General features: G+C 73.4%; 23 protein-coding genes. 9 read left to right on the top strand and 14 right to left on the bottom strand.

The window, feature by feature from the left end:
* The first annotated feature begins 34 nt into the window (after positions 1 to 34).
* Both ACFPGP_RS19255 and ACFPGP_RS19250 read left to right on the top strand, forming a co-directional pair.
* The gene (locus tag ACFPGP_RS19255) at positions 35 to 970 is read left to right on the top strand and encodes a DUF4192 domain-containing protein (RefSeq protein ID WP_378592568.1); all 936 of its coding nucleotides are present in this window, start codon (positions 35 to 37) and stop codon (positions 968 to 970) included.
* Between the two features lie 39 nt (positions 971 to 1,009).
* Complete coding sequence (locus tag ACFPGP_RS19250; protein ID WP_378592567.1) at positions 1,010 to 2,473, top strand: glutamate-cysteine ligase family protein; 1,464 nt, start codon at positions 1,010 to 1,012, stop codon at positions 2,471 to 2,473.
* Positions 2,474 to 2,476: 3 nt separating this feature from the next.
* Here the strand turns inward: ACFPGP_RS19250 and ACFPGP_RS19245 are convergent, their stop codons facing one another.
* On the bottom strand, positions 2,477 to 2,971 hold the full coding sequence (locus ACFPGP_RS19245) for a GNAT family N-acetyltransferase (protein ID WP_378592566.1): 495 nt from the start codon (positions 2,969 to 2,971) through the stop codon (positions 2,477 to 2,479).
* Positions 2,968 to 3,372 (bottom strand): hypothetical protein, encoded by a 405-nt coding sequence (locus ACFPGP_RS19240; protein WP_378592565.1) that lies wholly within the window; start codon positions 3,370 to 3,372, stop codon positions 2,968 to 2,970. The genes ACFPGP_RS19245 and ACFPGP_RS19240 overlap by 4 nt, the downstream gene beginning before the upstream one ends.
* Before the next feature lie 182 nt (positions 3,373 to 3,554).
* On the opposite strand from ACFPGP_RS19240, the gene ACFPGP_RS19235 reads away from it, so the two are divergent.
* The 3 genes from ACFPGP_RS19235 (at position 3,555) to ACFPGP_RS19225 (ending at position 6,188) form a co-directional block, all read left to right on the top strand.
* Positions 3,555 to 3,959, top strand: coding sequence for a universal stress protein (locus ACFPGP_RS19235; RefSeq protein WP_378592564.1), 405 nt, complete (start codon positions 3,555 to 3,557; stop codon positions 3,957 to 3,959).
* A 2-nt stretch (positions 3,960 to 3,961) separates the two neighbouring features.
* On the top strand, positions 3,962 to 4,531 hold the full coding sequence (locus ACFPGP_RS19230) for an HhH-GPD-type base excision DNA repair protein (RefSeq protein ID WP_378592563.1): 570 nt from the start codon (positions 3,962 to 3,964) through the stop codon (positions 4,529 to 4,531).
* 115 nt (positions 4,532 to 4,646) lie between these two features.
* Complete coding sequence (locus tag ACFPGP_RS19225) at positions 4,647 to 6,188, top strand: RNA polymerase sigma factor (RefSeq protein ID WP_378592562.1); 1,542 nt, start codon at positions 4,647 to 4,649, stop codon at positions 6,186 to 6,188.
* A 12-nt stretch (positions 6,189 to 6,200) separates the two neighbouring features.
* Here ACFPGP_RS19225 and ACFPGP_RS19220 read toward each other — a convergent pair whose 3' ends face one another.
* Together ACFPGP_RS19220 and ACFPGP_RS19215 are read right to left on the bottom strand one after the other, a co-directional pair.
* On the bottom strand, positions 6,201 to 7,739 hold the full coding sequence (locus ACFPGP_RS19220) for a xylulokinase (protein ID WP_378592561.1): 1,539 nt from the start codon (positions 7,737 to 7,739) through the stop codon (positions 6,201 to 6,203).
* A gap of 7 nt (positions 7,740 to 7,746) precedes the next feature.
* Entirely contained in the window at positions 7,747 to 9,150 is a 1,404-nt protein-coding gene (locus ACFPGP_RS19215) for a pyridoxal phosphate-dependent decarboxylase family protein (protein ID WP_378592560.1), read from the bottom strand.
* A gap of 105 nt (positions 9,151 to 9,255) precedes the next feature.
* Here ACFPGP_RS19215 and ACFPGP_RS19210 point away from each other — a divergent pair, with 105 nt between their 5' ends.
* Positions 9,256 to 9,954, top strand: a complete 699-nt coding sequence (locus ACFPGP_RS19210; protein WP_378592559.1) for a zinc metalloprotease — start codon at positions 9,256 to 9,258, stop codon at positions 9,952 to 9,954.
* Positions 9,951 to 10,610: an HNH endonuclease family protein gene (locus tag ACFPGP_RS19205; protein WP_378592558.1), complete on the top strand. Its 660-nt coding sequence runs from the start codon at positions 9,951 to 9,953 to the stop codon at positions 10,608 to 10,610. The genes ACFPGP_RS19210 and ACFPGP_RS19205 overlap by 4 nt, the downstream gene beginning before the upstream one ends.
* Before the next feature lie 14 nt (positions 10,611 to 10,624).
* On the opposite strand, the gene ACFPGP_RS19200 is transcribed toward ACFPGP_RS19205, so the two are convergent.
* From ACFPGP_RS19200 to ACFPGP_RS19190, 3 genes are all read right to left on the bottom strand, one after another.
* Positions 10,625 to 11,467 carry an EamA family transporter gene (locus ACFPGP_RS19200; RefSeq protein WP_378592557.1) on the bottom strand — a complete coding sequence of 281 codons (843 nt, stop codon included), beginning with the start codon at positions 11,465 to 11,467 and terminating at the stop codon, positions 10,625 to 10,627.
* Positions 11,468 to 11,476: 9 nt separating this feature from the next.
* Positions 11,477 to 11,953 (bottom strand): DUF456 domain-containing protein, encoded by a 477-nt coding sequence (locus ACFPGP_RS19195; protein ID WP_378592556.1) that lies wholly within the window; start codon positions 11,951 to 11,953, stop codon positions 11,477 to 11,479.
* 102 nt (positions 11,954 to 12,055) lie between these two features.
* Positions 12,056 to 12,310 carry a DUF7455 domain-containing protein gene (locus ACFPGP_RS19190; protein ID WP_378593557.1) on the bottom strand — a complete coding sequence of 85 codons (255 nt, stop codon included), beginning with the start codon at positions 12,308 to 12,310 and terminating at the stop codon, positions 12,056 to 12,058.
* A gap of 496 nt (positions 12,311 to 12,806) precedes the next feature.
* Between ACFPGP_RS19190 and ACFPGP_RS19185 the strand changes: the two genes are divergently transcribed.
* Positions 12,807 to 14,792 (top strand): DNA gyrase/topoisomerase IV subunit B, encoded by a 1,986-nt coding sequence (locus ACFPGP_RS19185; RefSeq protein WP_378592555.1) that lies wholly within the window; start codon positions 12,807 to 12,809, stop codon positions 14,790 to 14,792.
* A 13-nt stretch (positions 14,793 to 14,805) separates the two neighbouring features.
* On the opposite strand, the gene ACFPGP_RS19180 is transcribed toward ACFPGP_RS19185, so the two are convergent.
* Positions 14,806 to 15,939, bottom strand: coding sequence for a site-2 protease family protein (locus tag ACFPGP_RS19180; RefSeq protein ID WP_378592554.1), 1,134 nt, complete (start codon positions 15,937 to 15,939; stop codon positions 14,806 to 14,808).
* A 193-nt stretch (positions 15,940 to 16,132) separates the two neighbouring features.
* On the opposite strand from ACFPGP_RS19180, the gene ACFPGP_RS19175 reads away from it, so the two are divergent.
* Positions 16,133 to 16,774, top strand: coding sequence for a phosphoribosyltransferase (locus ACFPGP_RS19175; protein WP_378592553.1), 642 nt, complete (start codon positions 16,133 to 16,135; stop codon positions 16,772 to 16,774).
* Between the two features lie 63 nt (positions 16,775 to 16,837).
* Here the strand turns inward: ACFPGP_RS19175 and ACFPGP_RS19170 are convergent, their stop codons facing one another.
* The 6 genes from ACFPGP_RS19170 to ACFPGP_RS19145 all read right to left on the bottom strand — a co-directional run bounded on the left by ACFPGP_RS19170 (position 16,838) and on the right by ACFPGP_RS19145 (position 23,392).
* A complete protein-coding gene (locus ACFPGP_RS19170) occupies positions 16,838 to 17,383 on the bottom strand; it encodes a hypothetical protein (RefSeq protein WP_378592552.1) in 546 nt (181 codons plus the stop codon).
* Positions 17,380 to 17,631 carry a DUF4242 domain-containing protein gene (locus ACFPGP_RS19165; RefSeq protein ID WP_378592551.1) on the bottom strand — a complete coding sequence of 84 codons (252 nt, stop codon included), beginning with the start codon at positions 17,629 to 17,631 and terminating at the stop codon, positions 17,380 to 17,382. Before ACFPGP_RS19165 ends, ACFPGP_RS19170 begins: the two co-directional genes overlap by 4 nt.
* Before the next feature lie 84 nt (positions 17,632 to 17,715).
* Positions 17,716 to 20,328 carry an ATP-binding protein gene (locus tag ACFPGP_RS19160; protein WP_378592550.1) on the bottom strand — a complete coding sequence of 871 codons (2,613 nt, stop codon included), beginning with the start codon at positions 20,326 to 20,328 and terminating at the stop codon, positions 17,716 to 17,718.
* 43 nt (positions 20,329 to 20,371) lie between these two features.
* Positions 20,372 to 20,866 (bottom strand): beta-class carbonic anhydrase, encoded by a 495-nt coding sequence (locus ACFPGP_RS19155; protein ID WP_378592549.1) that lies wholly within the window; start codon positions 20,864 to 20,866, stop codon positions 20,372 to 20,374.
* Between the two features lie 59 nt (positions 20,867 to 20,925).
* Complete coding sequence (locus ACFPGP_RS19150) at positions 20,926 to 22,689, bottom strand: MFS transporter (protein WP_378592547.1); 1,764 nt, start codon at positions 22,687 to 22,689, stop codon at positions 20,926 to 20,928.
* Positions 22,679 to 23,392: an LppX_LprAFG lipoprotein gene (locus ACFPGP_RS19145; protein WP_378592545.1), complete on the bottom strand. Its 714-nt coding sequence runs from the start codon at positions 23,390 to 23,392 to the stop codon at positions 22,679 to 22,681. Before ACFPGP_RS19145 ends, ACFPGP_RS19150 begins: the two co-directional genes overlap by 11 nt.
* Positions 23,393 to 23,395: the final 3 nt, after the last annotated feature.

Here is a 23,395-nt window from a genome sequence, read left to right as displayed (position 1 = left end):
CCCGGACCGGCCCGACGTGGACGAGCGTGGCCCCATGACCGCACCCGCTCCCACCCACCTCACCGCCCGTGGCCCGGAGGACCTCCTGGCCCTCGTGCCCGTCGTGCTCGGCTTCGTGCCGGCCGACTCGGTCGTCATGCTCACCTTCGGGCCCGAGCACGGCTTCCACGCCCGCCTCGACCTGCCGCCGCCCGACGTGTCGGTCGACGAGTGGGCCGAGATGCTGCTCGCCCCGGCCCGCCAGCACGGGGTCGAGCGGGTGGCGTTCGTCGCGTACGCCGAGGCCGCCGAGCCCGCCCGTCGCACCCTGGGCCGGCTGGTCCGGCTGTTCCGCGAGGCCGGGATCGACGTGGTCGAGGCGCTGCGGGCCGACGGGTGCCGCTGGTGGCCGGTGCCGCCGGGTGGGGAGCCGCCGGGCGCCGGCACGCCGTACGACGTGGGGAGCCACCCGTTCGCGGCGCACGCCGTCGTGGAGGGGGTCGTGGTGCACGAGTCGCGCGCCCACCTCGCCGCGACGCTCGACCCGGTGGCCGAGCGGCTCGCGCCGGGTCGGGGCATCGTGGTCGCCCCCGGTCCGCTGTGGGTGTGGAGCACGCTCGCACGGCTGGCGCGCGAGCGAGCGGTCGCCGACGCCGGCGACGCGGTGCGGCTGCTCCGGGCCGTCCACGACGACGAGGCGGCCCGCGACGCGGCCTGGCTGGGGGTCTCGCGCGCCGACGCGGCCGCGCACGTCGGGGTCTGGACCGACCTGGTGCGGCGGGCGCCCGACGAGCTGCTCGGCGACGCCGCCGCCGTCCTCGCGATGGTCGCCTGGATCGCCGGCCAGGGGGCGCTCGCCTGGTGCGCGGTCGACCGCTGCCGCACCGTGGATCCCCACCACACGCTGGCCACGGTGGTCTCCGACCTGCTCGCGGCAGCGGTGTCCCCGCGGGCCTGGGACGACCGGGGGCGATCGGACCACCCGTGGTGAGTCTCGCCAAGGCGACCGTCGGGTGCCTAGGGTCTGGTCATGGGAGAAGAGGTCGAGGCACAGGAGTTCACCCGGGCAGACCGGACCCGGCACCGCGAGAAGGTGCGTCGCTGCCTCGACGTGTTCGCGCGGATGCTGCGCGAGGCGCGCTTCGACACCGACGACCCGATGACCGGTCTCGAGGTCGAGCTCAACCTGGTCGACGACCACGGGGACCCGGCCCTGAAGAACACCGAGGCGCTGGCGGCGATCGCCGACCCGTCGTTCGTCACCGAGCTCGGGCAGTTCAACATCGAGATCAACGTGCCGCCGGCCCGGCTCCGCGAGCACGGGCTGAGCACCTTCGAGGAGACCCTGCGCCGCAGCCTCAACGAGGCCGAGAAGCACTCCTCCGACGTCGGGGCCCACCTGGTGATGATCGGGATCCTGCCGACGTTGGCCGAGGGGCACTTCTCGCTCGACTCGATCACGGCCAACCCGCGCTACCGCCTGCTCTCCGAGCAGATCATGGCGGCGCGCGGCGAGGACATCCGGATCGCGATCGCCGGGCCCGAGCGCCTGGTCACCACGGCCGACTCGATCGTCCCCGAGGCGGCGTGCACGAGCATGCAGCTGCACGTGCAGACCTCGCCCGACCAGTTCGCGGCGTACTGGAACGCCTCGCAGGCGATCTCGGCGGTCCAGCTCGCGGTGGGGGCCAACTCGCCCTACCTGCTGGGCAAGGAGTTGTGGCGCGAGACGCGGATCCCGCTGTTCGAGCAGGCCACCGACACCCGCAGCGAGGAGCTGAAGGCGCAGGGGGTGCGTCCCCGCGTGTGGTTCGGCGAGCGCTGGATCACCTCGGTGTTCGACCTCTTCGAGGAGAACGTGCGGTTCTTCCCCGCACTGCTGCCGATCACCGACGACCAGGACCCGCTCGAGGTGCTCGAGACCGGCGGGGTGCCCGACCTCGCCGAGCTCCGCCTCCACAACGGGACGATCTACCGCTGGAACCGGCCGGTCTACGACATCGCGCTCGGCGTCCCGCACCTGCGGGTCGAGAACCGGGTGCTCGGCGCCGGTCCGACGGTGGTCGACATGATGGCGAACGCCGCCCTCTACTTCGGCCTGGTCCGTGCCCTCGCGGGCAGCGAGCGACCGCTGTGGTCGCAGATGTCCTTCAGCGCCGCCGAGGAGAACTTCCACGTGGCCGCCGAGCACGGCATCGACGCCCAGATCTACTGGCCGGCGATCGGCCAGGTCCGGGCGACCGAGCTGGTGCTGCGCCGGCTGCTGCCCCTCGCCCACGAGGGGCTCGAGGAGTGGGGGGTCGGCGCGGACGAGCGCGACCGGCTGCTCGGCATCATCGAGCAGCGCTGCCTGACCGGTGTGACCGGGGCGGACTGGTTCGCCGGCAAGATGCACGCGCGTTCGAGCCTCGACCGCTACGACGCGCTGCGCACCACGCTGATGGAGTACCGCGAGAACATGCACAGCAACGAGCCGGTGCACACCTGGAGCTGACCCTCAGACCTCCTGCCGGAGCAGCACCTCGAACGGCCGTCCGTCGTACGCCGCCTCGAAGCCGTCCACCCGCTCGAACCCGAGCCCGGCCAGCACCCGCAGGGCGCGGGTGTTGAACGCCGCGACCGTCACGCGGAAGGCGGTCGGCGCGAAGAGTGCCCGGCCGTGGGCCAGCCCGGCCGCGATCGCCGCGCGCCCCAGGCCCCGGCCGGTCAGGTCGGGCCGGAGGCCACCACCGGTGTCGAGCGCTCCGGGGTGGTGGCCGTCGTAGTCCCAGCCGGGCACGCGGCCGTCGGCTCCGTAGGAGCGGAAGCCGACCAGCTCCTCGCCCGCCAGCAGCGCGTGGAAGCCGGCGTCCGGGTCGAGCAGGTCGGCCGGGTCGGCGTCGGCGAGGTCGTAGACGTCGTACGGCGCCGGGTAGCGCCACGTGACCAGGGCGGCCGCGTGCGCGGGCGCCAGGGGCGCCAGCCGCAGGTCGCTCGGGTCGGGCAGGCTCACGGCGCGGAGCCTGCCACACCGGACCGGTCGCGCAACCGTCGCCAGCTGCGGCGCTCGCCGGTCGCCGGCTCCCACCAGCCGCTCCGGGTGACCACGACGAACGTGCACGGCAGGCCGGCCTCCGCGCAGGCGGCGCGCGCCGCGGTCGACCACCGCGGGTCGAGGTCGTGGGTGGTCAGGTCGCCGGGCCGCACCAGCCACGTGACCGGGTCGTCGCCGGCCCGGCGCAGCAGGGCGGCCACGAGGTCGGTGGCGGCGCCGTGGTCGGGCGGGGGAGCGGCCGGGTGCCCGGCGTACCGCCCGTCCGGCCGGCCGACCCTCAGCTCGGGCGCGAACCAGCCCCGCGGGTGCGCGACCCGCAGGTCGAGCACCGCGCGTCGCAGGCCGGCAGCGGTGTCCACGGACCCAGCCTGCCCGGCCGCGACACCCGTGACCGGCGTCCCTCCACAGGTCCGCGCGCAGGCTCGTCCGTGGCGGGTCTGCCGCTGCGGGTGCCGATCCGTTAGCGTGCCCGGGGAGGCCCGGCTGCAACGGCAGGGCGTTGGACGAGTCGTCGTACGCACGACAGACAAGGAGGGCCCCGATGGGGACCGTGGTGGTGGGGTACGTGCCGAAGCCCGAGGGTGACGCGGCGCTGGACCGGGCGATCGACGAGGCGAAGCTGCGCGGGTCCAAGATCGTCGTGGTCAACTCCCACCGGGGTGGTGCCGACTTCGACAGCGTGGCCTCGCACCAGACCGAGGCCACGCTCGACGACGTCCGCAGCCGGCTCGACGCGGCGGGGGTCAGTTACGACGTGCGCCAGCTCGTGCGCGGCTTCGAGCCCGCCGAGGACCTGATCGGGATCGCGGACGAGAACGACGCCGAGCTGATCGTCATCGGCCTGCGCCGCCGTTCGCCGGTCGGCAAGCTGATCCTCGGCAGCAACGCCCAGCGGGTGCTGCTCGACGCCAAGTGCCCGGTGCTCGCCGTCAAGGCCGCCGACTGACGATGGCCTTCCACATCGCCAACCAGCCCGAGGCCGACCGGGTGCTCGACGAGTACCCGTTCGCCCTGGTGGTCGGGATGATGCTCGACCAGCAGTACGGGATGGAGCACGCGTTCCGGGGCGGGTGGAAGGTCCTCAGCCGCTTCGGCACCCTCGACCCGGCTGCCATCGCGGCCGCGGACCCCGAGGCGTTCAAGGAGCTGTGCAGCCAGCCGCCGGCCATCCACCGGTTCCCCGGGTCGATGGCCCGCCGGCTGCAGGAGCTGGCCACCCTCGTCGAGGAGCGGTACGACGGGGACGTGACCCGGCTGTGGTCGGAGGCGACGACCGGCAAGGACCTGCTGCGGCGGGTCCAGGAGCTGCCCGGCTTCGGCAAGCAGAAGTCCCAGATCTTCGTGGCACTGCTGGCCAAGCAGCTCGGCGTCCGGCCCGAGGGCTGGGAGGCGGCCGCCGGTGACTACGCCCTCGAGGGGCACCGCTCGGTCGCCGACGTCGTGGACGAGGCGTCGCTGCAGAAGGTGCGTGACTTCAAGAAGGAGAAGAAGGCCGCGGCCCGCGCCGCTGCCGACTGACCTCACCCGACCGGCGACGGGGCGAGTTCAACCGGCGCTGGGGTGCCGTGGCAGAATGACCACGCGGCTCTTGACGTATCCGGGCCTTGCCGCGCCCCGAAAGCCCTGACGAGAGGTGTTCGTGTCCTCGAACGCGCGCAGAACCCTTCCTGCCGAGGTGCTTACCCACCCGGCCGTCGTGTCCCTCATCGAGGAGGGCACCCCCACGGGGTCGGTCACCCCCGAGGCACTGCGCCAGACCAGTGAGGACGCCGCCATCGAGCCGCGGCACCTCAAGGCGCTGCTGTCCCACCTGAGCGGCCTCGGCATCTCGGTGCACCTCCCGGCCGCGGGCTCGCGCGCCGTGGCGGCGCGCACCGCCCGCAAGGCGACCACGGCCAGCACCAGCAAGACCGCCGCGAAGAAGACGGCGGGCACGGCGACCGCCGACAAGCCGGCCGCCAAGAAGGCCGCCGCCCCGGCGAAGAAGGCCGCGGCCAAGACCGCCGCCCCGGCCAAGAAGGCCGCTCCCGCCAGGAAGACCGCCGCGAAGAAGGCTGCCTCGGCCGAGCCCGTGACCGTCGACGACGCCGCCGCCCCGGTGGTGGGACCCGACGGCAAGAAGGTGCTGCCCGACATCCCCGACGACCAGTTCGAGAAGGACGTCGCCACCGACCCCTCCATCAAGGAGGACGAGAAGGAGGCCACGTTCGTGGTCTCCGACGCCGACGACGCCGGGGAGCCCGAGCAGCAGGTCATGGTTGCCGGTGCGACCGCCGACCCCGTCAAGGACTACCTCAAGCAGATCGGCAAGGTCCCTCTCCTCAACGCCGAGATGGAGGTCGAGCTCGCCAAGCGGATCGAGGCCGGCCTGTTCTCGGAGGAGAAGCTCGCCAAGGGCGGCAAGATCTCTCCCAAGCTGCTCGAGGAGCTCGAGTGGATCGCCGAGGACGGCCGCCGCGCGAAGAACCACCTGCTCGAGGCCAACCTGCGCCTCGTGGTGTCGCTGGCCAAGCGCTACACCGGTCGCGGCATGCTCTTCCTCGACCTGATCCAGGAGGGCAACCTCGGCCTGATCCGCGCGGTCGAGAAGTTCGACTACACCAAGGGCTACAAGTTCTCGACGTACGCGACCTGGTGGATCCGTCAGGCGATCACCCGCGCCATGGCCGACCAGGCCCGCACCATCCGCATCCCGGTGCACATGGTCGAGGTCATCAACAAGCTGGCCCGCGTCCAGCGCCAGATGCTGCAGGACCTCGGTCGCGAGCCCACGCCGGAGGAACTGGCCAAGGAGCTCGACATGACCCCCGAGAAGGTCATCGAGGTCCAGAAGTACGGCCGCGAGCCCATCTCGCTGCACACCCCGCTCGGCGAGGACGGCGACTCCGAGTTCGGCGACCTGATCGAGGACTCCGAGGCGATCGTCCCGGCCGACGCCGTGTCGTTCACCCTGCTGCAGGAGCAGCTGCACGCCGTCCTCGACACGCTCTCCGAGCGCGAGGCGGGCGTGGTGAGCATGCGCTTCGGCCTCACCGACGGCCAGCCCAAGACACTCGACGAGATCGGCAAGGTCTACGGCGTGACCCGCGAGCGGATCCGCCAGATCGAGTCGAAGACGATGTCCAAGCTGCGCCACCCGAGCCGCTCCCAGGTGCTGCGCGACTACCTCGACTGAGCCTCGCTGGCCTCAGTCGGCGGCGTTGAGCCGACGGAACATCCCGCGCTCGGCGCGGTGGAGGCGCGTGAACTCGTGGTAGAGGCGGTCGTAGGTGCCCCGCCGGGCCGGGTCGGGGCGGAAGGTGCGGTCGACCGGCACCAGCCCGCGGATGTCGGACGGCCGGTGCTCGCCCAGCGCGAGGCCGGCGGCGAGGGCGACGCCGCGCAGCCCGCTCAGCAGCGGCTCGGCGGGGCGCTCGACCACGTGGTCGGTGACGTCGGCCACCACCTGCGACCACAGGTCGGACTGCGCGCCGCCGCCGACGAGGCGGAACGGGTCGAGGCGGTGCCCCGCGAAGTGCTCGGCGGCCTCGAGCAGCCAGCGGGTGTTGAGCGCGACGCCCTCGAGGACCGCGCGCGCGAGGTCGGCGCGGGTGGTGGAGAGCGCGACGTTGTGGAAGCCGGCGCGCGCGGCGCGGTCGTCGACCGGGCTGCGCTCGCCGGTCAGCCAGGGCGTGAAGATCACGCCGCCCGCGCCGGGCGGTGAGGTGGCGGCGAGCGCCGTCACCTCGTCGTACGACGCGTCGGGGGCGAACGTGTCGCGCCACCACTGCAGGCAGCGGCCGGCGCTGTCCTGGCTGTTGCCCATGAGGTACCCGCCTCCGCCGAGCCCGGGCACGGTGGCGATCTGGCGCAGCAGGTCGGTCTTCTTGCGCCGCAGCGGGCAGCTGATCCAGCCCGAGGTGCCGATCGAGACGTGCCCCTCGCCCTCGAGCACCGCCCCGGACCCGAGGGTGATGCCGTGGAGGTCGGGCATCCCGGTGATCACCACGGCGCGCTCCGGGAGGCCCAGCTCCGCGGCGGCCGCGGCCGACACCGGCGCCACCACCGATCCCGAGCGCACCAGCGGCGGCAGCTTCGCCACGTCCACGCCAGCCAGGGCGACCAGCTGCTGGTCGTAGGCCAGCAGGTCGAGCCGGCGGTTGTCGGTGAGCCAGGCGGCGGTCATCGACATCGGGGACGCAGCGGCGACGCCGGTGAACCGCATCGTCAGGTGGTCGACCGGCTCGAGGTACCAGCGGGTCCGCGACGCCACCTCCGGCCGGTCGCGCTCGAGGTGCAGCATGTGGCCGACCGGATCGGCGCCCGACGTGGTCGGGATCCCCGCGCTGTGCCGCACCCACGTGGCCAGGGGCCGCGCGGCGTAGCCCTGCAGGTGCCCGCCGACCACCGCCCGCGAGTACCTCGCGCCCCGGGTGTCGGTCCACATCACGCAGTCGCCCACCGGCAGCCCGTCCGCGTCGACGGGCACCGTGCTCGCCCACTGCCCGGTGACCCCGACCGCGACCACGTCGTCGCCGGAGACGCCGCTGCGCGCGAGCCCGCGCCGGGTCGCGTCGACGACCAGGCGCCACCACTCGTGCGGGTCCTGCCACGCCGCCCCCTCCTCGCCGTACGACGTGCGGACGGCGTGGTGCTCCCACCACCGGACCTCGCCGCGGGTGGTGACCAGCCCGACCTTGGGTCCGCCGGTGCCCAGGTCGACCGCGAGGACGAGGTCGTCGCTCACGGCGCGGTCACCCGGTGCCCACCGGTGGCAGGCCCTGCTGGATGTCGAGCATGTCGCTCATCACCGCGACGATCAGGTCCTCGACCTCGGTGGTCAGACCGCCCGCGACGCCTCCGTAGATCGCGCTGCTGAAGGCCTCCTTGCCGGCCGCGTGCTGCTCGCGGGCGTAGGCCACCGCCTCGGCCAGGTCGGTCGCGAACTCCTCGGCGACGCCCGGCCGGGTCTGCGGGCGGGTGACGGCCATGTGGATCGCATTGGGGTACTGCTGCCCGTTGAAGCGCCATCCGCGCTCCCGCATCCGGTCCGCCACGTGGTAGATGTCGAAGTCGTCGGAGGTGAAGCTGAAGCAGAACGTCGGGTGGCCCATGATCCGCAGCTCGGGGTGGCTGCGCACGGCCGCCATCATGGACGCCGCCGTCGCGAAGATCTCCTGCGCGTGGGCGCGGTAGCCGGCCCGGCCGTAGTGCACCATCGCCGCCCAGGTGGCCGCGAGCAGCCCGCCGGAGCGCGAGCCCTCGATGCCGGGCGACATGTACTTGCCGCCGCTCCAGCCGGCGAGGTGGAAGTACTGCGCGTTGCGCAGCGCCTTGTCGCGGAAGAGCAGCGTCGAGGAGCCCTTGAACGAGTAGCCGTACTTGTGCGTGTCGGCCGAGATGGTGGTCACGCCGGGCACCCGGAAGTCGAAGGCCGGCACGTCGTACCCGAGCTCCTCACCGAAGGGCAGGATGAAGCCGCCGAGGCAGCCGTCGACGTGCAGCCCGACCCCGCGCTCGAGCGCCAGCTGGCCGAGCTCGGCGATCGGGTCGATGGTGCCGTACCCGTAGTTGCCGGCCGAGCCCATCACCGCGATCGTGTCGCGGTCGACGAGGCGGGCGACGTCGGCGGGGTCGACCACGGTGTTGGCCGGGTCGACGGGTGCGGTGCGCAGCTCGATCCCGAACAGGTGGCAGGCCTTGTCGAACGCCGGGTGGCCGGTCTCGGGCTTGACGAAGTTGGGACGCCGGCCGTTGAGCCGCGCCGCGGCCTGCTCGCGGTAGGCGAGCACCGCGTGCAGGATGCTGCCGGTCCCGCCGCTGGTGACCATGCCGGCCGTGGTCGTGTCCTCGACCGCGCCGGCGTGCATGAGGTCGAGCGCCATCGCGATGATCTCGCCCTCGAGCTTGGTCGCGCTCGGGCACATGTCGCGCTGGAGCACGTTGACGTGGGCGAAGTCGCCGAAGGCCTCGGCGAGGAACCGGTAGTGCTCGTGGTCGCCGGAGTACATGGTCCCGGAGCACTTGCCCGACTCCCAGAAGGCGTCCTCCTCCTCGGCCATCGCGTGGAGCTCGGCGAGCACGTCGGCGCGTGGCCTGCCCTGCTCGGGGAGCGTGCGGTTGACGGTGAACCGGTCGGCGTACGGGAAGTCGCCCATGCGCCGATGCTAGGAGTGCGCGACGCCCGGCGCCCGGGCCGAAAGTCACCGGCCCCCGCGGCGTGGGACCCCGTCCGGGGCGCCCGACCGGGCACCATGGGCCGCATGAGGATTCCCGGTACCCTCCTGGCTCTCGTCCTCGCCGCGACCCTCGTCGGTCCCGCCGCCCACGGCGAGGACCCCGCGGTGGTCGAGCCCGAGGCGATCCCGATGATGACGGTCTTCGGCGGCAGCTACCAGGGCTACTGGTGGGACCACGCCGACCTCACCGTCGCGGTGCGGGTGGCGCCGACCGCGCCCGCCGACTTCGCCGAGGTCGCGCACGACGCGATCGCCGGCTGGGACGCCGCCCTGCGCGCGGAGTACGGCGGCGTGATCACGCTGACCGACGTCAGCAGCACCCCCGGCGCGGCGGCGACCGCCGACATCGTCGTGCACTACGTGCCGCGTTACGGCGGCACGGTCTACCTCGGCCGCACCCTGTGCGGCGGCAACGTCGGCGGCGGTGGCGGCAACCGGTGCAACAACGTCATCGTGAAGAGCGACGTGCCGCAGAAGTTCGTGGGTGACGCGACCCCGGAGGAGTTCTTCACGCTCGTGCAGCACGAGCTCGGTCACGCGCTGGGCATCGGCCACACCCTGCCGATCGACGCCTGGGACGTGATGGGCTACGGCTGGGTCTACACCGGTCAGGGCGTCCCGCTCTCGCAGTGCGACCTCGACGCGGTCGGCGCCGCCTTCGGGTGGGCGCTCGCGGGCGAGCAGCCCCACCCGCCCACGGTCGAGGCCGTCTACTGCTCGTGAGGGGACCTCGAGTCCTGCTCGGGGCCGTGCTGGCGGCGGCGCTGACGGTGACCGGCGCGCTGGCGCTGCCCGCGCCGGCCGACGCCGGCACGTCGTACCACCACCTGTTGCGGTGGGCCGTGCGGCACCTGCCGGTGGCCGACGAGACCCGGGCGGGCTACGACCGCGACAAGTTCGTGCACTGGATCGACGCCGACGGCGACTGCCAGGACACCCGCGACGAGGTGCTGGACGCCGAGTCGCTGGAGGCGGTCTCCGGCTGCGACATCCAGCGCGGACGCTGGTTCTCGACCTACGACCGCGTCACGGTGCGGCGGTCCACCAACCTCGACATCGACCACATGGTGGCGCTCGCCGAGGCGTGGGACTCCGGTGCCAAGCAGTGGAAGCCGCGCACCCGCAAGCGGTTCGCCAACGACCTCGGGGACCGGCGCAGCCTGGCGGCGGTGACCGCGTCCTCCAACCGATCCAAGGGTGACTCCGACCCGGCGGAGTGGCTCCCCGAGTTCGGCACCTGCGCGTACGTGCGGCACTGGGTCGCGGTGAAGGTCCGCTGGCAGCTCACCGTCGACGACACGGAGCGGACGACGTTGCGTCGGCTCGCGCGGGGCTGCGACAACGACGTGATCAGGGTCGAGCGGGTCCGTACCCCCTGACCGGGGCGTCCCGGTCAGCCGGTGGCGACCAGCGCCACGGCGACCCCGCACAGCACCAGGCCGACGGCCTGGCCGCGGTGCACACGCTCGCGCAGGACGGTGGCGGCGAGCAGCACCGTCACCGCCGGGTAGAGCGAGGCGAGCACCGCCGTGACCGTGAGGTAGCCGGTCTGGGTCGCGAGGAGGAAGGCGCCGGTCGCCAGGGCGCCCAGCGTCCCGCTCACGGCACCGAGCAGCGCGACCGGCTGCCGGGGCAGCCACGGGGTCCGCAGCGCCGAGGCGACCGCGATGATCACGACGGCGGCGACGACCTGGTTCATGGCCAGCGGGTAGAGGCCGGCGGTGTCGGGGATCTGGGCCAGGGCCGCGAACAGCCCTCCGAAGCCCAGACCGGCCAGCACGCCGTCCACCAGGCCGCTCGACCGCGGCGGGTCGCCGCCGACGTCCTCCGGGACCGGTTCCCGTGCCACCAGCCAGATGCCCGGCAGGGCGGCGAGCACGCCGAGCCACACCAGTGCGGCGGGGCGCTCGCCCGTCGCCAGCGCCACCACGACCGGGACCAGCGTCGCGCCGACGCCGGACACCGGGGCGACCACGCCCATCCGGCCCGAGGAGAGTCCCCGGTAGAGGAACGCGGTGCCGAAGCCGTTGCCCGCGCCGGCCACCACCGCCCAGGCGGCGTCACCGCCGGTGGGGGAGCCCCCGACCAGCCACGCCGTGACCAGCATCACGCACGCGCCGGCGAGCTGGCCGACGAGGGCGACCGACCACGGGCTGGTGCGCTTGGAGGTGACCCCGCCGACGAAGTCGGAGAGCCCGTAGGACAGGGCGGAGAGCAGGGAGAGCAGGACGGCCACGTCGTCCCCTCAGGTCAGCGCCACGCCGACGACCCACGCCCACGCTGCCAGCAGGCCGGCCGCGAGCTCGATGAGCACGCTCAGCCCGGCCGCCTTCAGCGCGTGCTTCGTGGACGGCCACGCCTCGGGGTGCCCGAGCCGGCGCAGCTCGGCGAGGTAGATGCCCAGCACGAAGCCCACGAACAACCCGACCACGGGGATGACGAAGAACCCGACCAGCCCCAGGGCCACGCCGACCCACTGGGTGGACGCCGGCACCCCGGCGTCCTTGAGGTGACGGCCCGGGACGGTGTACTTCACGACCGCCCCCACCAGCAGGAACGCCGTGGCGACGCCGGCGACGGTCCAGGCGGTGGCACCGCCGACCGAGAAGGCCCAGACCCAGATCGCGCCCAGGATGAGCAGGAAGCCGGGGAGGACCGGCACCAGGATGCCGAGCAGGCCGATCGCGATCGCGAGGGCGACCAGGACCTCGAGCGGGCTCACGCGGGCAACCCTCCCACAGGGATCTGCGGCGGAGACGCGACGACCCCGGACCTGGCGGTCCGGGGTCGTCGAAGTCTGGACGGCTGGGCGGTGCTGCCCGGGTCAGCGCTCCTCGGCGGGCGCCGAGGGGCGGGTGGTGGTGAGCTTGTCGGTCTCGTCCACCACGGTGGCCGCGATCTCGCGCAGCTTGTCGCCGTGCTCGCGGGCGTGGTGGGCGCAGAAGAGAAGCTCGCCACCGGACTGGAGCTCCACGCGGAGGTATGCCTGGGCACCGCAGCGGTCGCAGCGGTCGGAGGCACCCAGCGAGCGAGCGGCAGGGGCAACGGCGGTGGTCACATCGGCCTCATTTCTCTTCATCGGTGTCGGGTTCAACGTAGCCACGGGGGTCAAGATTCCCCGCCGCACGTGGCGCCCGCCACGTCATGGGTCTCGCTGGTCTTCACTCGTCCTGCCCACCCGGGTCGCTTTCCATGCCTCACGGCGGTGACCCGTACAGACAACCTGCTGACTGGCTGGTGGTCGTTGGTGCCTTCTCCTGGTGAGTCTGACGCTCCGACGTGCCCCGAGGTGCCCGATTCCCGCCCCTCGGACGGTAACCGTTCCCACATCGTTACGTGCGGGGTGCTGCCTGTGGTGCTCTCACTGTCGGCAACCGTAGTGCGCGGCCGAGGCTTTCCCCGTCATCGCGAGCCTACGTCGGTCCCCGGCGTGTCGCAGGTAGATTCGGAACCGACGCCCCACCGGATGGCCGCACTGCACGGCCGAGCTCAGGAGCAGCACGATCGACAACACCTACAACGCCGCACACCTGCTGGTCCTCGAGGGCCTCGAGGCGGTCCGCAAGCGACCCGGCATGTACATCGGCTCGACCGACACCCGCGGCCTCATGCACTGCCTGTGGGAGATCATCGACAACGGTGTCGACGAGGCCCTGGCGGGGTCCGCGCACCGGGTCGAGGTGACGCTGCACCGCGACGACTCGGTCGAGGTGCACGACGACGGACGCGGCATCCCGACCGACAAGGAGCCCAAGACCGGGCTGCCCGGCGTCGAGGTGGTCGCCACCAAGCTCCACGCCGGTGGCAAGTTCGGCGGCGGCTCGTACGTCGCCACCGGCGGCCTGCACGGCGTCGGCCTCTCGGTCGTCAACGCGCTCTCGGCGCGGATGGACATCGACGTCGACCGCTCGCCCTCGCAGCAGGGCCTCAGCTTCCGGCACGGCCAGCCCGGCGTCTTCGACGGCGAAGGGCCGGACGCGCCGTTCACGCCGCGGTCCGGGCTGACCCGCAAGGGCAAGCGCGTGGCGAAGGGGAAGACCGGCACCCGGATCCGGTTCTGGCCCGACCGCCGGATCTTCACCAAGGACGCCCGTTTCGAGTTCGAGGGGCTCCTCGGCCGCGCCCGGCAGACGTCGTTCATCGTGCCCGGCCTCGAGCTGGTGATCCGCGACCTGCGCGGCGACACCCCCGTCGAGGAGAAGTTCCGCCACGACGGGGGGATCGGGGAGTTCGCCGAGTTCCTCGCCAAGGACGAGCCGGTCACCGACGTGCTGCGGCTGCAGGGCCAGGACACCTTCACCGAGACCGTGCCGCTGCTCGACGACCGCGGCCACATGATGCCGCAGGAGGTCGAGCGCGAGCTGGTCGTCGACGTCGCCGTGCGCTGGGGCACGGGCTACGACACCGAGCTGCGCTCGTTCGTGAACGTCATCGCCACCCCCAAGGGCGGGACCCACGTCAGCGGCTTCGAGGCGGCGCTGACCAAGACCTTCAACGAGGTCATGCGCGGCACCAAGGCGCTCAAGCAGGCCGACGCCGACGTGATCAAGGACGACGTCCTCGAGGGCATGACCGCTGTGGTGGCCGTGCGCCTGGCCGAGCCACAGTTCGAGGGCCAGACCAAGGAGATCCTCGGCACGCCCGCCGCGCGCGCGGTCGTGAGGCGGGTGGTCTCGCAGGAGCTGAAGAAGTTCCTCACCTCGACCAAGCGGGCCGAGAAGGCCCAGGCCCGGCTGGTCATGGAGAAGGTCGTCGGCGCCTCCAAGACCCGGCTCGCCGCTCGTCAGCACAAGGAGACCCAGCGTCGCAAGAACGCGCTGGAGTCCTCTGCGCTGCCCTCCAAGCTCGCCGACTGCCGCACCACCAGCGAGCGCAGCGAGCTCTTCATCGTCGAGGGAGACTCGGCGCTCGGTACGGCGAAGCTGGCCCGCGACTCGGAGTTCCAGGCGCTGCTGCCGATCCGCGGCAAGATCCTCAACGTCCAGAAGGCCTCGGTGGGCGACATGCTCAAGAACGCCGAGTGCGCCTCGATCATCCAGGTCGTGGGGGCCGGCTCGGGGCGCACGTTCGACCTCGACGCCGCCCGCTACGGCCGGATCATCTTCATGGCCGACGCCGACTCCGACGGTGCCCACATCCGGTGCCTGCTGGCGACGCTGTTCTTCAAGTACATGCCCGAGCTGATCAGCGAGGGGCGGGTCTTCTCGGCGGTGCCGCCGCTGCACCGCATCGAGCTGTCCAACCCCAAGAAGGGCATGGAGAAGTACGTCTACACCTACTCCGACGACGAGCTGCAGCGGAAGCTCGCGGAGCTGGCGAAGAAGGGCGTGCGCTGGAAGGACCCCGTCCAGCGCTACAAGGGGCTCGGCGAGATGGACGCCGACCAGCTGGCCGAGACCACGATGGACCCCCGCCGTCGCACGCTGCGCCGGATCACCGTGGACGACGCCGACGCCGCCGCCCGGGTCTTCGAGCTGCTGATGGGCTCGGAGGTCGCGCCGCGCAAGGAGTTCATCGTGCAGGGTGCCTACGAGGTCGACGTCGAGGCGATCGACGCCTGAGCGGGCCTCGGAGTCACGCGGGGTGCGTCAGCAGAGCCCGAGCCTCCACGGTCCGGCTGACGTCGGCCAGCGTCACGATACCCACCAGCCGGTCCTCGTCGAGGACCAGCGCGCGGCGCCCCGAGCCGGGCGTCAACCGCGGGAGGAGCCCCGGCAGCGGTTCCGTCGGCGCGGCCGTCGCGACCTCTGAGAGCGGCAGGACCACGTCGCGGACCCGCGTCACGTCGCGGCGCTGCGCGGGCACGGTGCGCAGCTGGCGCAGCGTGACCAGCCCCACCACGCGACCGTCTTCGTCCACGACCGGGTACGCCGAGTGCCGGCCGCTCAAGACCTGGCGCTCGATGAGATCCTCGACACTCAGGGCCGGGTCAGCGGTGACGACCGGGGAGCTCATCACGTCCCGGACCAGGACCGCGCCCAGCAGCGTGCGGGTGACGGTGGCCTCCTGCTCCGCGTTGGCGGCGGCGAGGATGAACCACCCGATCAGCACGGTCCACACGCCCCCGACCGGGTCGCCGAGCAGCAGGAAGACCAGGCCCAGGCCAACCAGCGCGTAGCCCATCGCCCGGCCCGCGCGGGTGGCGCTGACCGCCGCGCGCTCGCGATCGCCCGTCCGGGCCCAGAGCACGGCCCGCAGGACCCGCCCACCGTCGAGCGGCGCCCCCGGGACCATGTTGAAGACGGCGAGCACCAGGTTGATCGTGCTGAGCCACCCGGTCACGCCCGCGGCCAGGTCCAGACCGGGGGACCGGTCGAGCGCCACCCAGGCGAGCCCGGACCCGAGGGCCACGGCGAGGCTGGTCAGAGGGCCCGCCACGGCGATCCGGAGGTCGTCGCGCGGCGAGGGAGCCTCGCTGCGGAACGTCGCGACCCCGCCGAAGAGCCACAGGGTGACCCCCTCCACCTCGACGCCGGCGCGCCGGGCGACCACCGCGTGGGCGAGCTCGTGGGCCAGCAGGGAGCACAGCAGCAGAAAGCTCCCCACCAGGCCGCCGAGCCAGTACGTCGCCGCGCTGTGCCCGGGAGCAGTCTGGGGGAGCACGCCCCCGGCCAGGACCCAGGCCAGGAGCAGCAGGATCACGCCGACGCTCCAGTGCGCCGACACCGGGAACCCGGCGACGCGGCCGAGTCGCACGCTGTCACGCATGGCTATCTCATCCCTCCGCCGGACCCCTCGTGACCAGCGTGCGCCCCCGTGCGGTGGCGCCGTAGGGCAGATCGGCCCGTGGGCCCTCGTCGAAGGACCCGAATCCGGCGCGCGAAGGGACGTCCGCCTCTGGGAGCGACCTCCTTTCGAGGTGAGGCTGGGTGGTGTCTTTCCTCCGGGATCCGAGGGGACGATGAGGACGTTCGCGAACCGCGTCGAGGCGGGGCAGCGGCTTGCCGCTGCCCTGGAACGTCTCCGCGGACGGGACTTCGTGGTGCTCGGCCTGCCGCGCGGCGGGGTGCCCGTGGCTGCCGAGGTGGCTCGGGCGCTCGGCGCGCCGCTGGACGTGATCGTGGTGCGCAAGCTGGGGGTCGCCTGGGCGCCTGAGCTGGCGATGGGGGCGATCGGCGAGGGCGGTGTTCGGGTGCTCAACGAGTCCGTCCTGCGGGAGTACCGGATCGCGGACGGCGACGTCGCGCAGGTGGAGTCGCGCGAGCGCGCCGTGCTCGAGGAGCGGGTACGCCGCTTCCGTGGTGGCCGGCCGCCGGTGGCTGTGAACGGACGCAGCGTCGTCGTCGTGGACGACGGCGTGGCCACGGGCGCCACGGCTCGGGCCGCGTGCCTCGTGGTGCGGGCGTTGGGTGTGGAGCGCGTCGTGCTGGCCGTCCCCGTGGGTCCGCCACGCCTCGACGTGATCTTCGAGGCGGTCGCCGACGAGGTCGTCTGCCTGCAGACACCGCGGTGGTTCGGTGCCGTCGGCGAGGCTTACCGCGACTTCGCGCAGGTCACCGACGACGAGGTGGTCGCCCTGCTCGAGGCCGCACGCACGGCATGACGCGGCGGAGGTTCGGCGCCGGAGACCGGCGCCGAACCTTCGTGCGGATCCTCGGCTCCGCCGTCAGCTGGTCGGGCAGGTGACGCCGGGGTTGTAGTCGGCGAAGAGACCGCTGGGGTTGGACTGCCACAGCCACACGTGCAGCTCGTAGAAGTCGGGGAGCCCGTAGCGGTTGCCGGCCTTGACCAGGGTGAACTTCTGGCCGAACAGCTTCGGCGGCTGCTTGCCGTGCGCGGCGTGCCACGCGTCCGCCAGGACCACGTACTCCGAGGCGACGAGCACCAGCGAGCCGTCGGGCGCCGGTGCGTAGACCATCAGCTCGGGGGTCTGCATGACGATGTCGGGGTCACCGACCAGCCCGGGGTTCACGTAGTGGATCCCCATCCCGCCGGCCGAGCTGTCGATGCAGGCGATGCCGGCGGCGTCACGCAGCTCGGTGTAGCCGTCGGCCTCGGCCGTGGCCACGTCGAAGTACTTCGCGGTGGCCTGGCGCAGGTCGTCGATGTGCTGGCCGCCCTGCGACGAGGCCGAGGCGAACGGGCTGGTCACCGCGACCAGCAGGCCGCCGGCGGCGACGGCGGCCGCGAGCACCCGGCGCCGGGCGCTCACGAGCCCTCCTTGACCAGGTGGACCTCGTCGGCCACCAGCCCGTGCGCCTCGCGGTGCACGGTGTTGGCGGCGTCGGGGGAGGGCGCCTCGACGAGGCAGAAGATCTTGCCCTGGTCCTCGTCGACCCAGTAGCGGAGGTAGTTGACCTCGTACTTGTCCTGGACCGAGAGGTCCGCGGCGTGGGCCTTGGCGACGTCGTCCATGGTGACGCCGGGCTCGAGGTGGTGGACGTCCATGTAGAGAGGCATGCGGTGCTCCTGGTGAAGTGGTGTCGGTCGTTGACGGCCACGACGCTAGGAGCGGAGCGGGGGAGGCGGATCGGGAGCGTCTCCCTAGGTTGTCGCGAGAGGCTCCCCAGATTGGCCGACGAGCCCGCGGCGCCGGGCCTCGTCACCGGCCTCGCGCCGGTTGGTCACCCCGAGCTTGGCGAGCACCGACGAGACGTGGTGGTCCACGGTCTTGGCGGAGATGAAGAGCCGGGTCGCGATCTCGTCGTTGGTGAGGCCGCCGGCCAGGTGCTCGAGCACCTCCTGCTCGCGCCGGGTCAGGCCGCAGGGGTGCGCCCGGGTGGTGGCGCGCACGCCGTGGGGCACCGAGCGGGCGCCGGCCTCGCGCAGCATCCGGCGGACGACGCCGGCGGTCGCCGAGGCCCCGAGCGCGTCGAGGCGTTCGAGGGCCTCGCGCAGGTGGGGCTCGTCCCCCGCGTCGACCAGCGCCAGCGCAGCGTCGTAGGAAAGGCCGCGCTCGTCGAGCCCGGCAGCAGCGGCGACCGCCTCGCCGCGCACCAGCGAGGCGTACGGCTCGCCGAGATCGCCCCCAGGGCCGGGGATGTCGAGGCGCCGGGCCCAGGCTGCGACCGCGCCGCGAACCCACGGGTCCACGAGCCCGGCCAGCTCCACGGCGTCCTGCAGCTCGGCCCGTGCCGCCCCGAGGTCGCCCGCGAGCCAGTGGGCCTCGGCACGGGCGACCCGCGACGGGACGACGTACTGCGGTTGGGCGGAGGCGACCGCGAGCTCGAGCGCGGTGTCGAGGTTGGGCCAGACGGCGGGGGCGGAGCCACGGCGGGCTGCCACCGACCCCAGCGTGACGTAGGTGCACAGCCGGTTGACCGGTGAGAGGTACGGCACCGCCATCCGCGCCTCGGACAGCGCGACAGCCTCGTCCCACCGGCCGCTCAGCTCGAGGACGGTCACCTGCGCCCCGACCAGGCAGTTGGCGTAGGTGCTGAGGTCGTGCCCCTCGCAGTACTCCATGCCCACGCGGAACCAGTGCTCGCTGCGGGCCAGGTCGAGCTCGGTCGCGTTGCCGGACTGGAGGTTGGTGTAGGCGCGCGCCGCGGCCTCGACCGCGCCGGCAGCGAGGCCGACCTCCAGCGATCGCTCGAGGTCGGCGCGCCACGGTTCGCCGGCGTTGAGCCGGGCGCAGCCCCGGGTGTTGAGCGCCTGGCTGACGACGTCGGGCAGGCCGAGCTGCTCCCCGAGGGCGATGGCCTCGTCGGCGGACCGGATCGCCTCCTCGTCGTGGCCGTTGATCATCCGCTGGGAGGCGAGCAGGCTCAGGGCACGCGCCAGCTCGGGGGTCGGCCCCAGGGAGCGCAGGACCCCGAGGCCGTCGAGGACGGCGTCCTCCGACTCCGGGCCCTGGCAGAGGCGGTAGTGGCAGGTCGAGATCTCTCGGAGCGTGTCGCCCTCCCGCAACCGGTCCCCGCAGGAGCGCCACAGCTCCAGCGCGGTGAGCCGGGAGTCCAGCGCCTCACCCCAGCGGTCGAGGAGCCCGTACTCGTGGGCGAGGCGGTCCTGCAGGTCGGCCCGGGTGCGGTCGTCCGCGGACGCCGCCCAGCGCAGGGCGCGCTCGTACTGCAGGGCGGCCTCGCGGTGGGAGGCGAGGGACGATGCCCGGGTGCCGGCCGCGGTCGCGTGGCGCAGGACGGCGGCCGCGTCGGCCGCGCCCTCGGCGTGGTGGGCCAGCCGGGCGTCGTCGACGTCGTCACGGTCGGTCAGCAGCGCCAGCACGCGGGCGTGGACGGGGGCCGCGCGGTGGGGCGGTACGGTCTCCTGCACGGCGAGGCGGGTGATCTCGTGACGGAACCGCAGGTCGCCGCCCTCGGCGACGAGCAGGCCCGAGTCGAGCAGCGCGTCCCAGGCCTCGGGCTCGGGGGCCACCAGCTCGTCGAGGAGGTCGAGGTCGGCGCGCGCACCCAGCAGCGAGGCGGTCTCGAGCAGCCGGCGGGGACCGCGGGCCAGCCCGTCGACCCGGCCGAGCACGGCGTCGCGTGCGGACGTCGGCAGCTGGTCGCCGGGGGCGCCCCGGAGGAGCTCGGTGACGAAGTAGGGGTTGCCGCCGGTGAGGTCGTGCAGCACGTCGGGCTCGAGGCCGCTGCCGCGGGCGAGCTCGGCGACGGCGGCGGGGGAGAGGCGGGGCACGTCGACGCGTCGGGCGCTGCGCTCGGTGGCGAGCTGGGCCAGGCACCGGCGCAGCGGGTGCCCGGGCGGCACCTCGTCGTCGCGGTAGGTGACGACCAGCAGCACCGGTGCACGACGGATCCGGCGGGCGACGAAGCGCAGCAGGTCGAGCGTCGCCTCGTCGGCCCAGTGCGCGTCCTCGACGACCAGGGCGGCGTACGGCGTGCAGGCGGCGAGGTCGGACAGCAGGGCTTGGAAGATCTCCTCGCGCGGGCGTTGGTCGCGGATGGTCGTGCGCAGGCCGCCGCCGAGGGTGGCGGCGATGTCGAGCAGGGGACCGAGCGGGCGCGGGGTGAAGAGGCCGTCGCAGGTGCCCCACGCCCAGACGGCGTCGGCCTCGCGGCGCTCGAGCTCCTCGAGCAGGGCGGACTTGCCGACCCCGGACTCCCCGGAGACGAGCACCAGGCGTCCGTCGCCCCGTCGGGCATCGGCGGCGTACTCCGCGAGGGCAGCGAGCTGCGGCCCCCGCTCGAGAAGACCCATGACCGGGATTGTCCGCCCGGCGGCGGTGTTCCCGACCGGTGGGCTAGACCTCCTGGCTGAGCAGGCCGGTGTCGACGTCGTAGAGGAAGCCGCCGACGGCGACGGTGTCCGGCACCAGCGGGTGGGCGCGCACGCGCGCCACGTCGTCGGCCAGGGCGGCCCGCTGGTCGGCGATGACGTGGAAGTGCTGCCAGGACGCGTCCTGGCCCGCGGACGCACCGACCCGCTCGCGCAGCTCGTCCTCGGTGCTCGCGGCCATCGCGCACCGGGTGTGCGGGATGACCAGCACCCGCGTGACCCCGAGCAGGTGGACGCCGAGCACCAGCGCCTCGAGGGCCTGGTCGGTCACCCGCCCGCCCGGGTTGCGGAAGATCTTGGCGTCGCCGTGGCGCAGCCCCAGCATCCGCAACGGATCGATGCGGGAGTCCATGCAGGTCACGATCGCGACGCCGGCATGGGCGACGCCGTCGAAGCCCCCGAGCGAGAAGTCGGCGGCGAAGGCCCGGTTGGCCTCGAGGAGGTCGTCGAATTCGGTCACGCGGGCGACGCTAGCGGACGATCCGCGGGGGCACCGCGGTGCCTGTCACACGCCTGGCGTCAGCCGCCGGCGCGGAGCAGCTCGCCGGCGGCGAGGCCGCGGGTCTGCGCACCCCGGAAGAGCACCAGCGCCAGCACCCCGGCGACCGCGGCGCACACCGCGGCGCCGAGGAAGACCGTGTGCTCCTGGGCGATGCCGGCGACCCGCAGCAGGTCGGTGAACTCCGAGCAGCGGCTGCTGCCGTCGCAGACCTCGCGCACCGGCGGCAGGTCGGCCTGCTCGGCGTAGTAGCGGCGCAGGCCGATCGCGGTGAGGGCCGAGATGCCGACCAGCATGCCGACCATCCGGGCGACGACGACCAGGGCGCTGGCCAGGCCGTGCACGGCGTCGTCGGTGCTGGCGAGCACCGCCGCGTTGACCGGTGCGAGCGCGAGCCCGAAGCCGAGACCGCCCAGGAGCAGCGGCCACGTGGCCGACGCGTGCTCGAGCGCGGTCACGTCCCACCGCGACATCAGCACGAACGACACCGTCGTGCAGGCCATCCCGGCCGCGGTGACGACCCCGGCGGGGAAGCGCCGCGTCAGGTAGCCGCCGGCGACAGCGCCGACGGGCAGCGCCACCAGCAACCGCAGCAGCACCAGGGCTGCCGAGAGCTGGGAGTCGCCGTAGATGGTGGTGCGGGCGAAGATCGGGATGTCGATGAGCGCGGCGATCAGGGCCGCGCCGACGAAGAAGCTGACCGCCAGCGAACCCCAGGCCGGGGTCCGGGCCATCGCGCGGTGCGGCACCAGCGGGGAGGCGGCGCGACGCAGGTGCCACACGAGCCCGGCCGTGGCGACGACGGAGGCCAGGAGGTACCACGGGCCGCGCTCGGAGAAGACCTGCACCTGCGGGTCGGCCGTGGCGAAGGCCAGGATCACCCCGGCCAGGGCCACGGCCAGCAGCAGCGCTCCGACGAGGTCGGCCCGCCGGGCGGTGGCTGCCCAGCCGCGGAGGTCGCTCACCGGGTGCGCGGCGGTGAGGCAGCGGACGACGAAGGCGATCGCGGCCCCCACCGCGACGACGCCGATCGGGCTCAGCCAGCGCCCGTCGCCGACGAACGGGATGAACAGCTGGCCCCAGGTGAGGTCGCGCAGCAGGTCGGGCGGCTGGAGCATCGTGAGGGCCCCGGCCACCAGCGCCACCAGCAGCAGCGCGAGCCCGAGCAGGTCGGGGACGCCGCGGGCCCGGGGGCTGCCGGCGTCGCGCCCGATCCGGGCGAGGGCGGCCGCGAGCACGAGCCCGACGGCGAGGTTGATCGCGAAGATGACGCGCCAGTCCGCGTAGGCCACCACGACGGCGCCGAAGAGCGGGCCGAGCACGCTGCCGAGCTCCTGGACCGCGGAGACCACACCGAGCGGGACACCGCGGCGCTCGGCCGGGTAGAGGTCGGCGACGAGCGCGAGGGTGGCCGGCACCAGGCCGCCGCCGCCCACGCCCTGCAGGAACCGCCCGGTGACCAGGCTCGGCAGGTCGTAGGCGAGCGCGGTCACCAGCGAGCCCAGCGAGAACAGCACGAGCGCGGCGACCAGCACCGGCACGCGACCGCGCAGGTCGGCGATGCGGCCGATGAGCGGCAGCATCGCGACGTACCCGAGCAGGAAGCCGGAGACGATCGGCGCCGCCCGCTGGAGCTGGTCGAGGGGGATGCCGACCGACGCCATCATCTCCGGCAGGGCCAGCACGACGACGTAGGTGTCGGCGGCCGCGAACGCCACCGAGACCGCGGCCAGGCCGAGCAGCCAGCGGGCCCGGCCGGTGGCCGGCCCCGGCTCAGGGGGCAACGATGTCCTTCTCGGTGCCGTAGTCGTCGAAGCCGATGGTGTAGGTCATCGCCTCCGTGTCGGGGTAGAAGACGCCGGTGAGCTCGGCCGTGCGGAGCTCACCGTCGGAGCTGATCGAGTACGTCGCGTCGAAGTCGCCCTCCGCGCTCGGGATCACGTTGCTGACCACGTCGCCGGGCACGGTGCCGGTGTACTCCGTCAGCACCTCCTTGTTGTCCTCGCCGCCGCGGACGCTGTCGCCCTCCTCGAGGTCGGTGGTCGCGGGGAGCAGCGAGGAGAAGCCGCTGTCGGTGCTCATGAGCGTGGCCGGGTCGGGCGCGCCGTAGTCGGCGGGGTCGATGTCCTGCCATCCGAACGTGAACGGGAGCCTGGCGTAGACGGTGCCGTCGACGGCCACGACCGGCACGTCGACCGGCGCGCCGGCCACGATCACGCCGATGGTGCCCTCGAAGGCGGGGGCGTGGGTGCCGACGCCCTCACCGGAGGACAGGCCGGCCACGCCGTCGGGCAGGCCGTCGCTCTCGAGCGTGATCGAGACGCCGCTGGTCTCGTCGAGGGTCTTCTTGGTGAGGTCCATCACCTGCTCGGGCGTGCGGCCCTCACCGACGGAGTCCTCGCCGCTGCACGCGGTGAGGCCGGGCAGGAGCAGGACCCCGAGCGCAGCCGTCGCGAGGGCGCGCGCGGTCGCGCGGGTCGGACGCATGCG

This window comes from Nocardioides taihuensis (assembly GCF_042657275.1).
Lineage (GTDB): Bacteria > Actinomycetota > Actinomycetes > Propionibacteriales > Nocardioidaceae > Nocardioides > Nocardioides taihuensis.
The sequence above is the reverse complement of the archived record's forward strand: the minus strand, read 5'-3'. Positions and strand labels throughout refer to the sequence as shown.

Coding starts and splice junctions, on each gene's coding strand:
- ACFPGP_RS19190 (WP_378593557.1), bottom strand. CDS start 12,310: ATGAAGAGAAATGAGGCCGATGTGACCACCGCCGTTGCCCCTGCCGCT.
- ACFPGP_RS19145 (WP_378592545.1), bottom strand. CDS start 23,392: ATGCGTCCGACCCGCGCGACCGCGCGCGCCCTCGCGACGGCTGCGCTC.
- ACFPGP_RS19250 (WP_378592567.1), top strand. CDS start 1,010: ATGGGAGAAGAGGTCGAGGCACAGGAGTTCACCCGGGCAGACCGGACC.
- ACFPGP_RS19230 (WP_378592563.1), top strand. CDS start 3,962: ATGGCCTTCCACATCGCCAACCAGCCCGAGGCCGACCGGGTGCTCGAC.
- ACFPGP_RS19185 (WP_378592555.1), top strand. CDS start 12,807: ATGTACATCGGCTCGACCGACACCCGCGGCCTCATGCACTGCCTGTGG.
- ACFPGP_RS19215 (WP_378592560.1), bottom strand. CDS start 9,150: ATGGGCGACTTCCCGTACGCCGACCGGTTCACCGTCAACCGCACGCTC.
- ACFPGP_RS19160 (WP_378592550.1), bottom strand. CDS start 20,328: ATGGGTCTTCTCGAGCGGGGGCCGCAGCTCGCTGCCCTCGCGGAGTAC.
- ACFPGP_RS19210 (WP_378592559.1), top strand. CDS start 9,256: ATGAGGATTCCCGGTACCCTCCTGGCTCTCGTCCTCGCCGCGACCCTC.
- ACFPGP_RS19175 (WP_378592553.1), top strand. CDS start 16,133: ATGAGGACGTTCGCGAACCGCGTCGAGGCGGGGCAGCGGCTTGCCGCT.
- ACFPGP_RS19235 (WP_378592564.1), top strand. CDS start 3,555: ATGGGGACCGTGGTGGTGGGGTACGTGCCGAAGCCCGAGGGTGACGCG.
- ACFPGP_RS19255 (WP_378592568.1), top strand. CDS start 35: ATGACCGCACCCGCTCCCACCCACCTCACCGCCCGTGGCCCGGAGGAC.
- ACFPGP_RS19165 (WP_378592551.1), bottom strand. CDS start 17,631: ATGCCTCTCTACATGGACGTCCACCACCTCGAGCCCGGCGTCACCATG.
- ACFPGP_RS19180 (WP_378592554.1), bottom strand. CDS start 15,939: ATGCGTGACAGCGTGCGACTCGGCCGCGTCGCCGGGTTCCCGGTGTCG.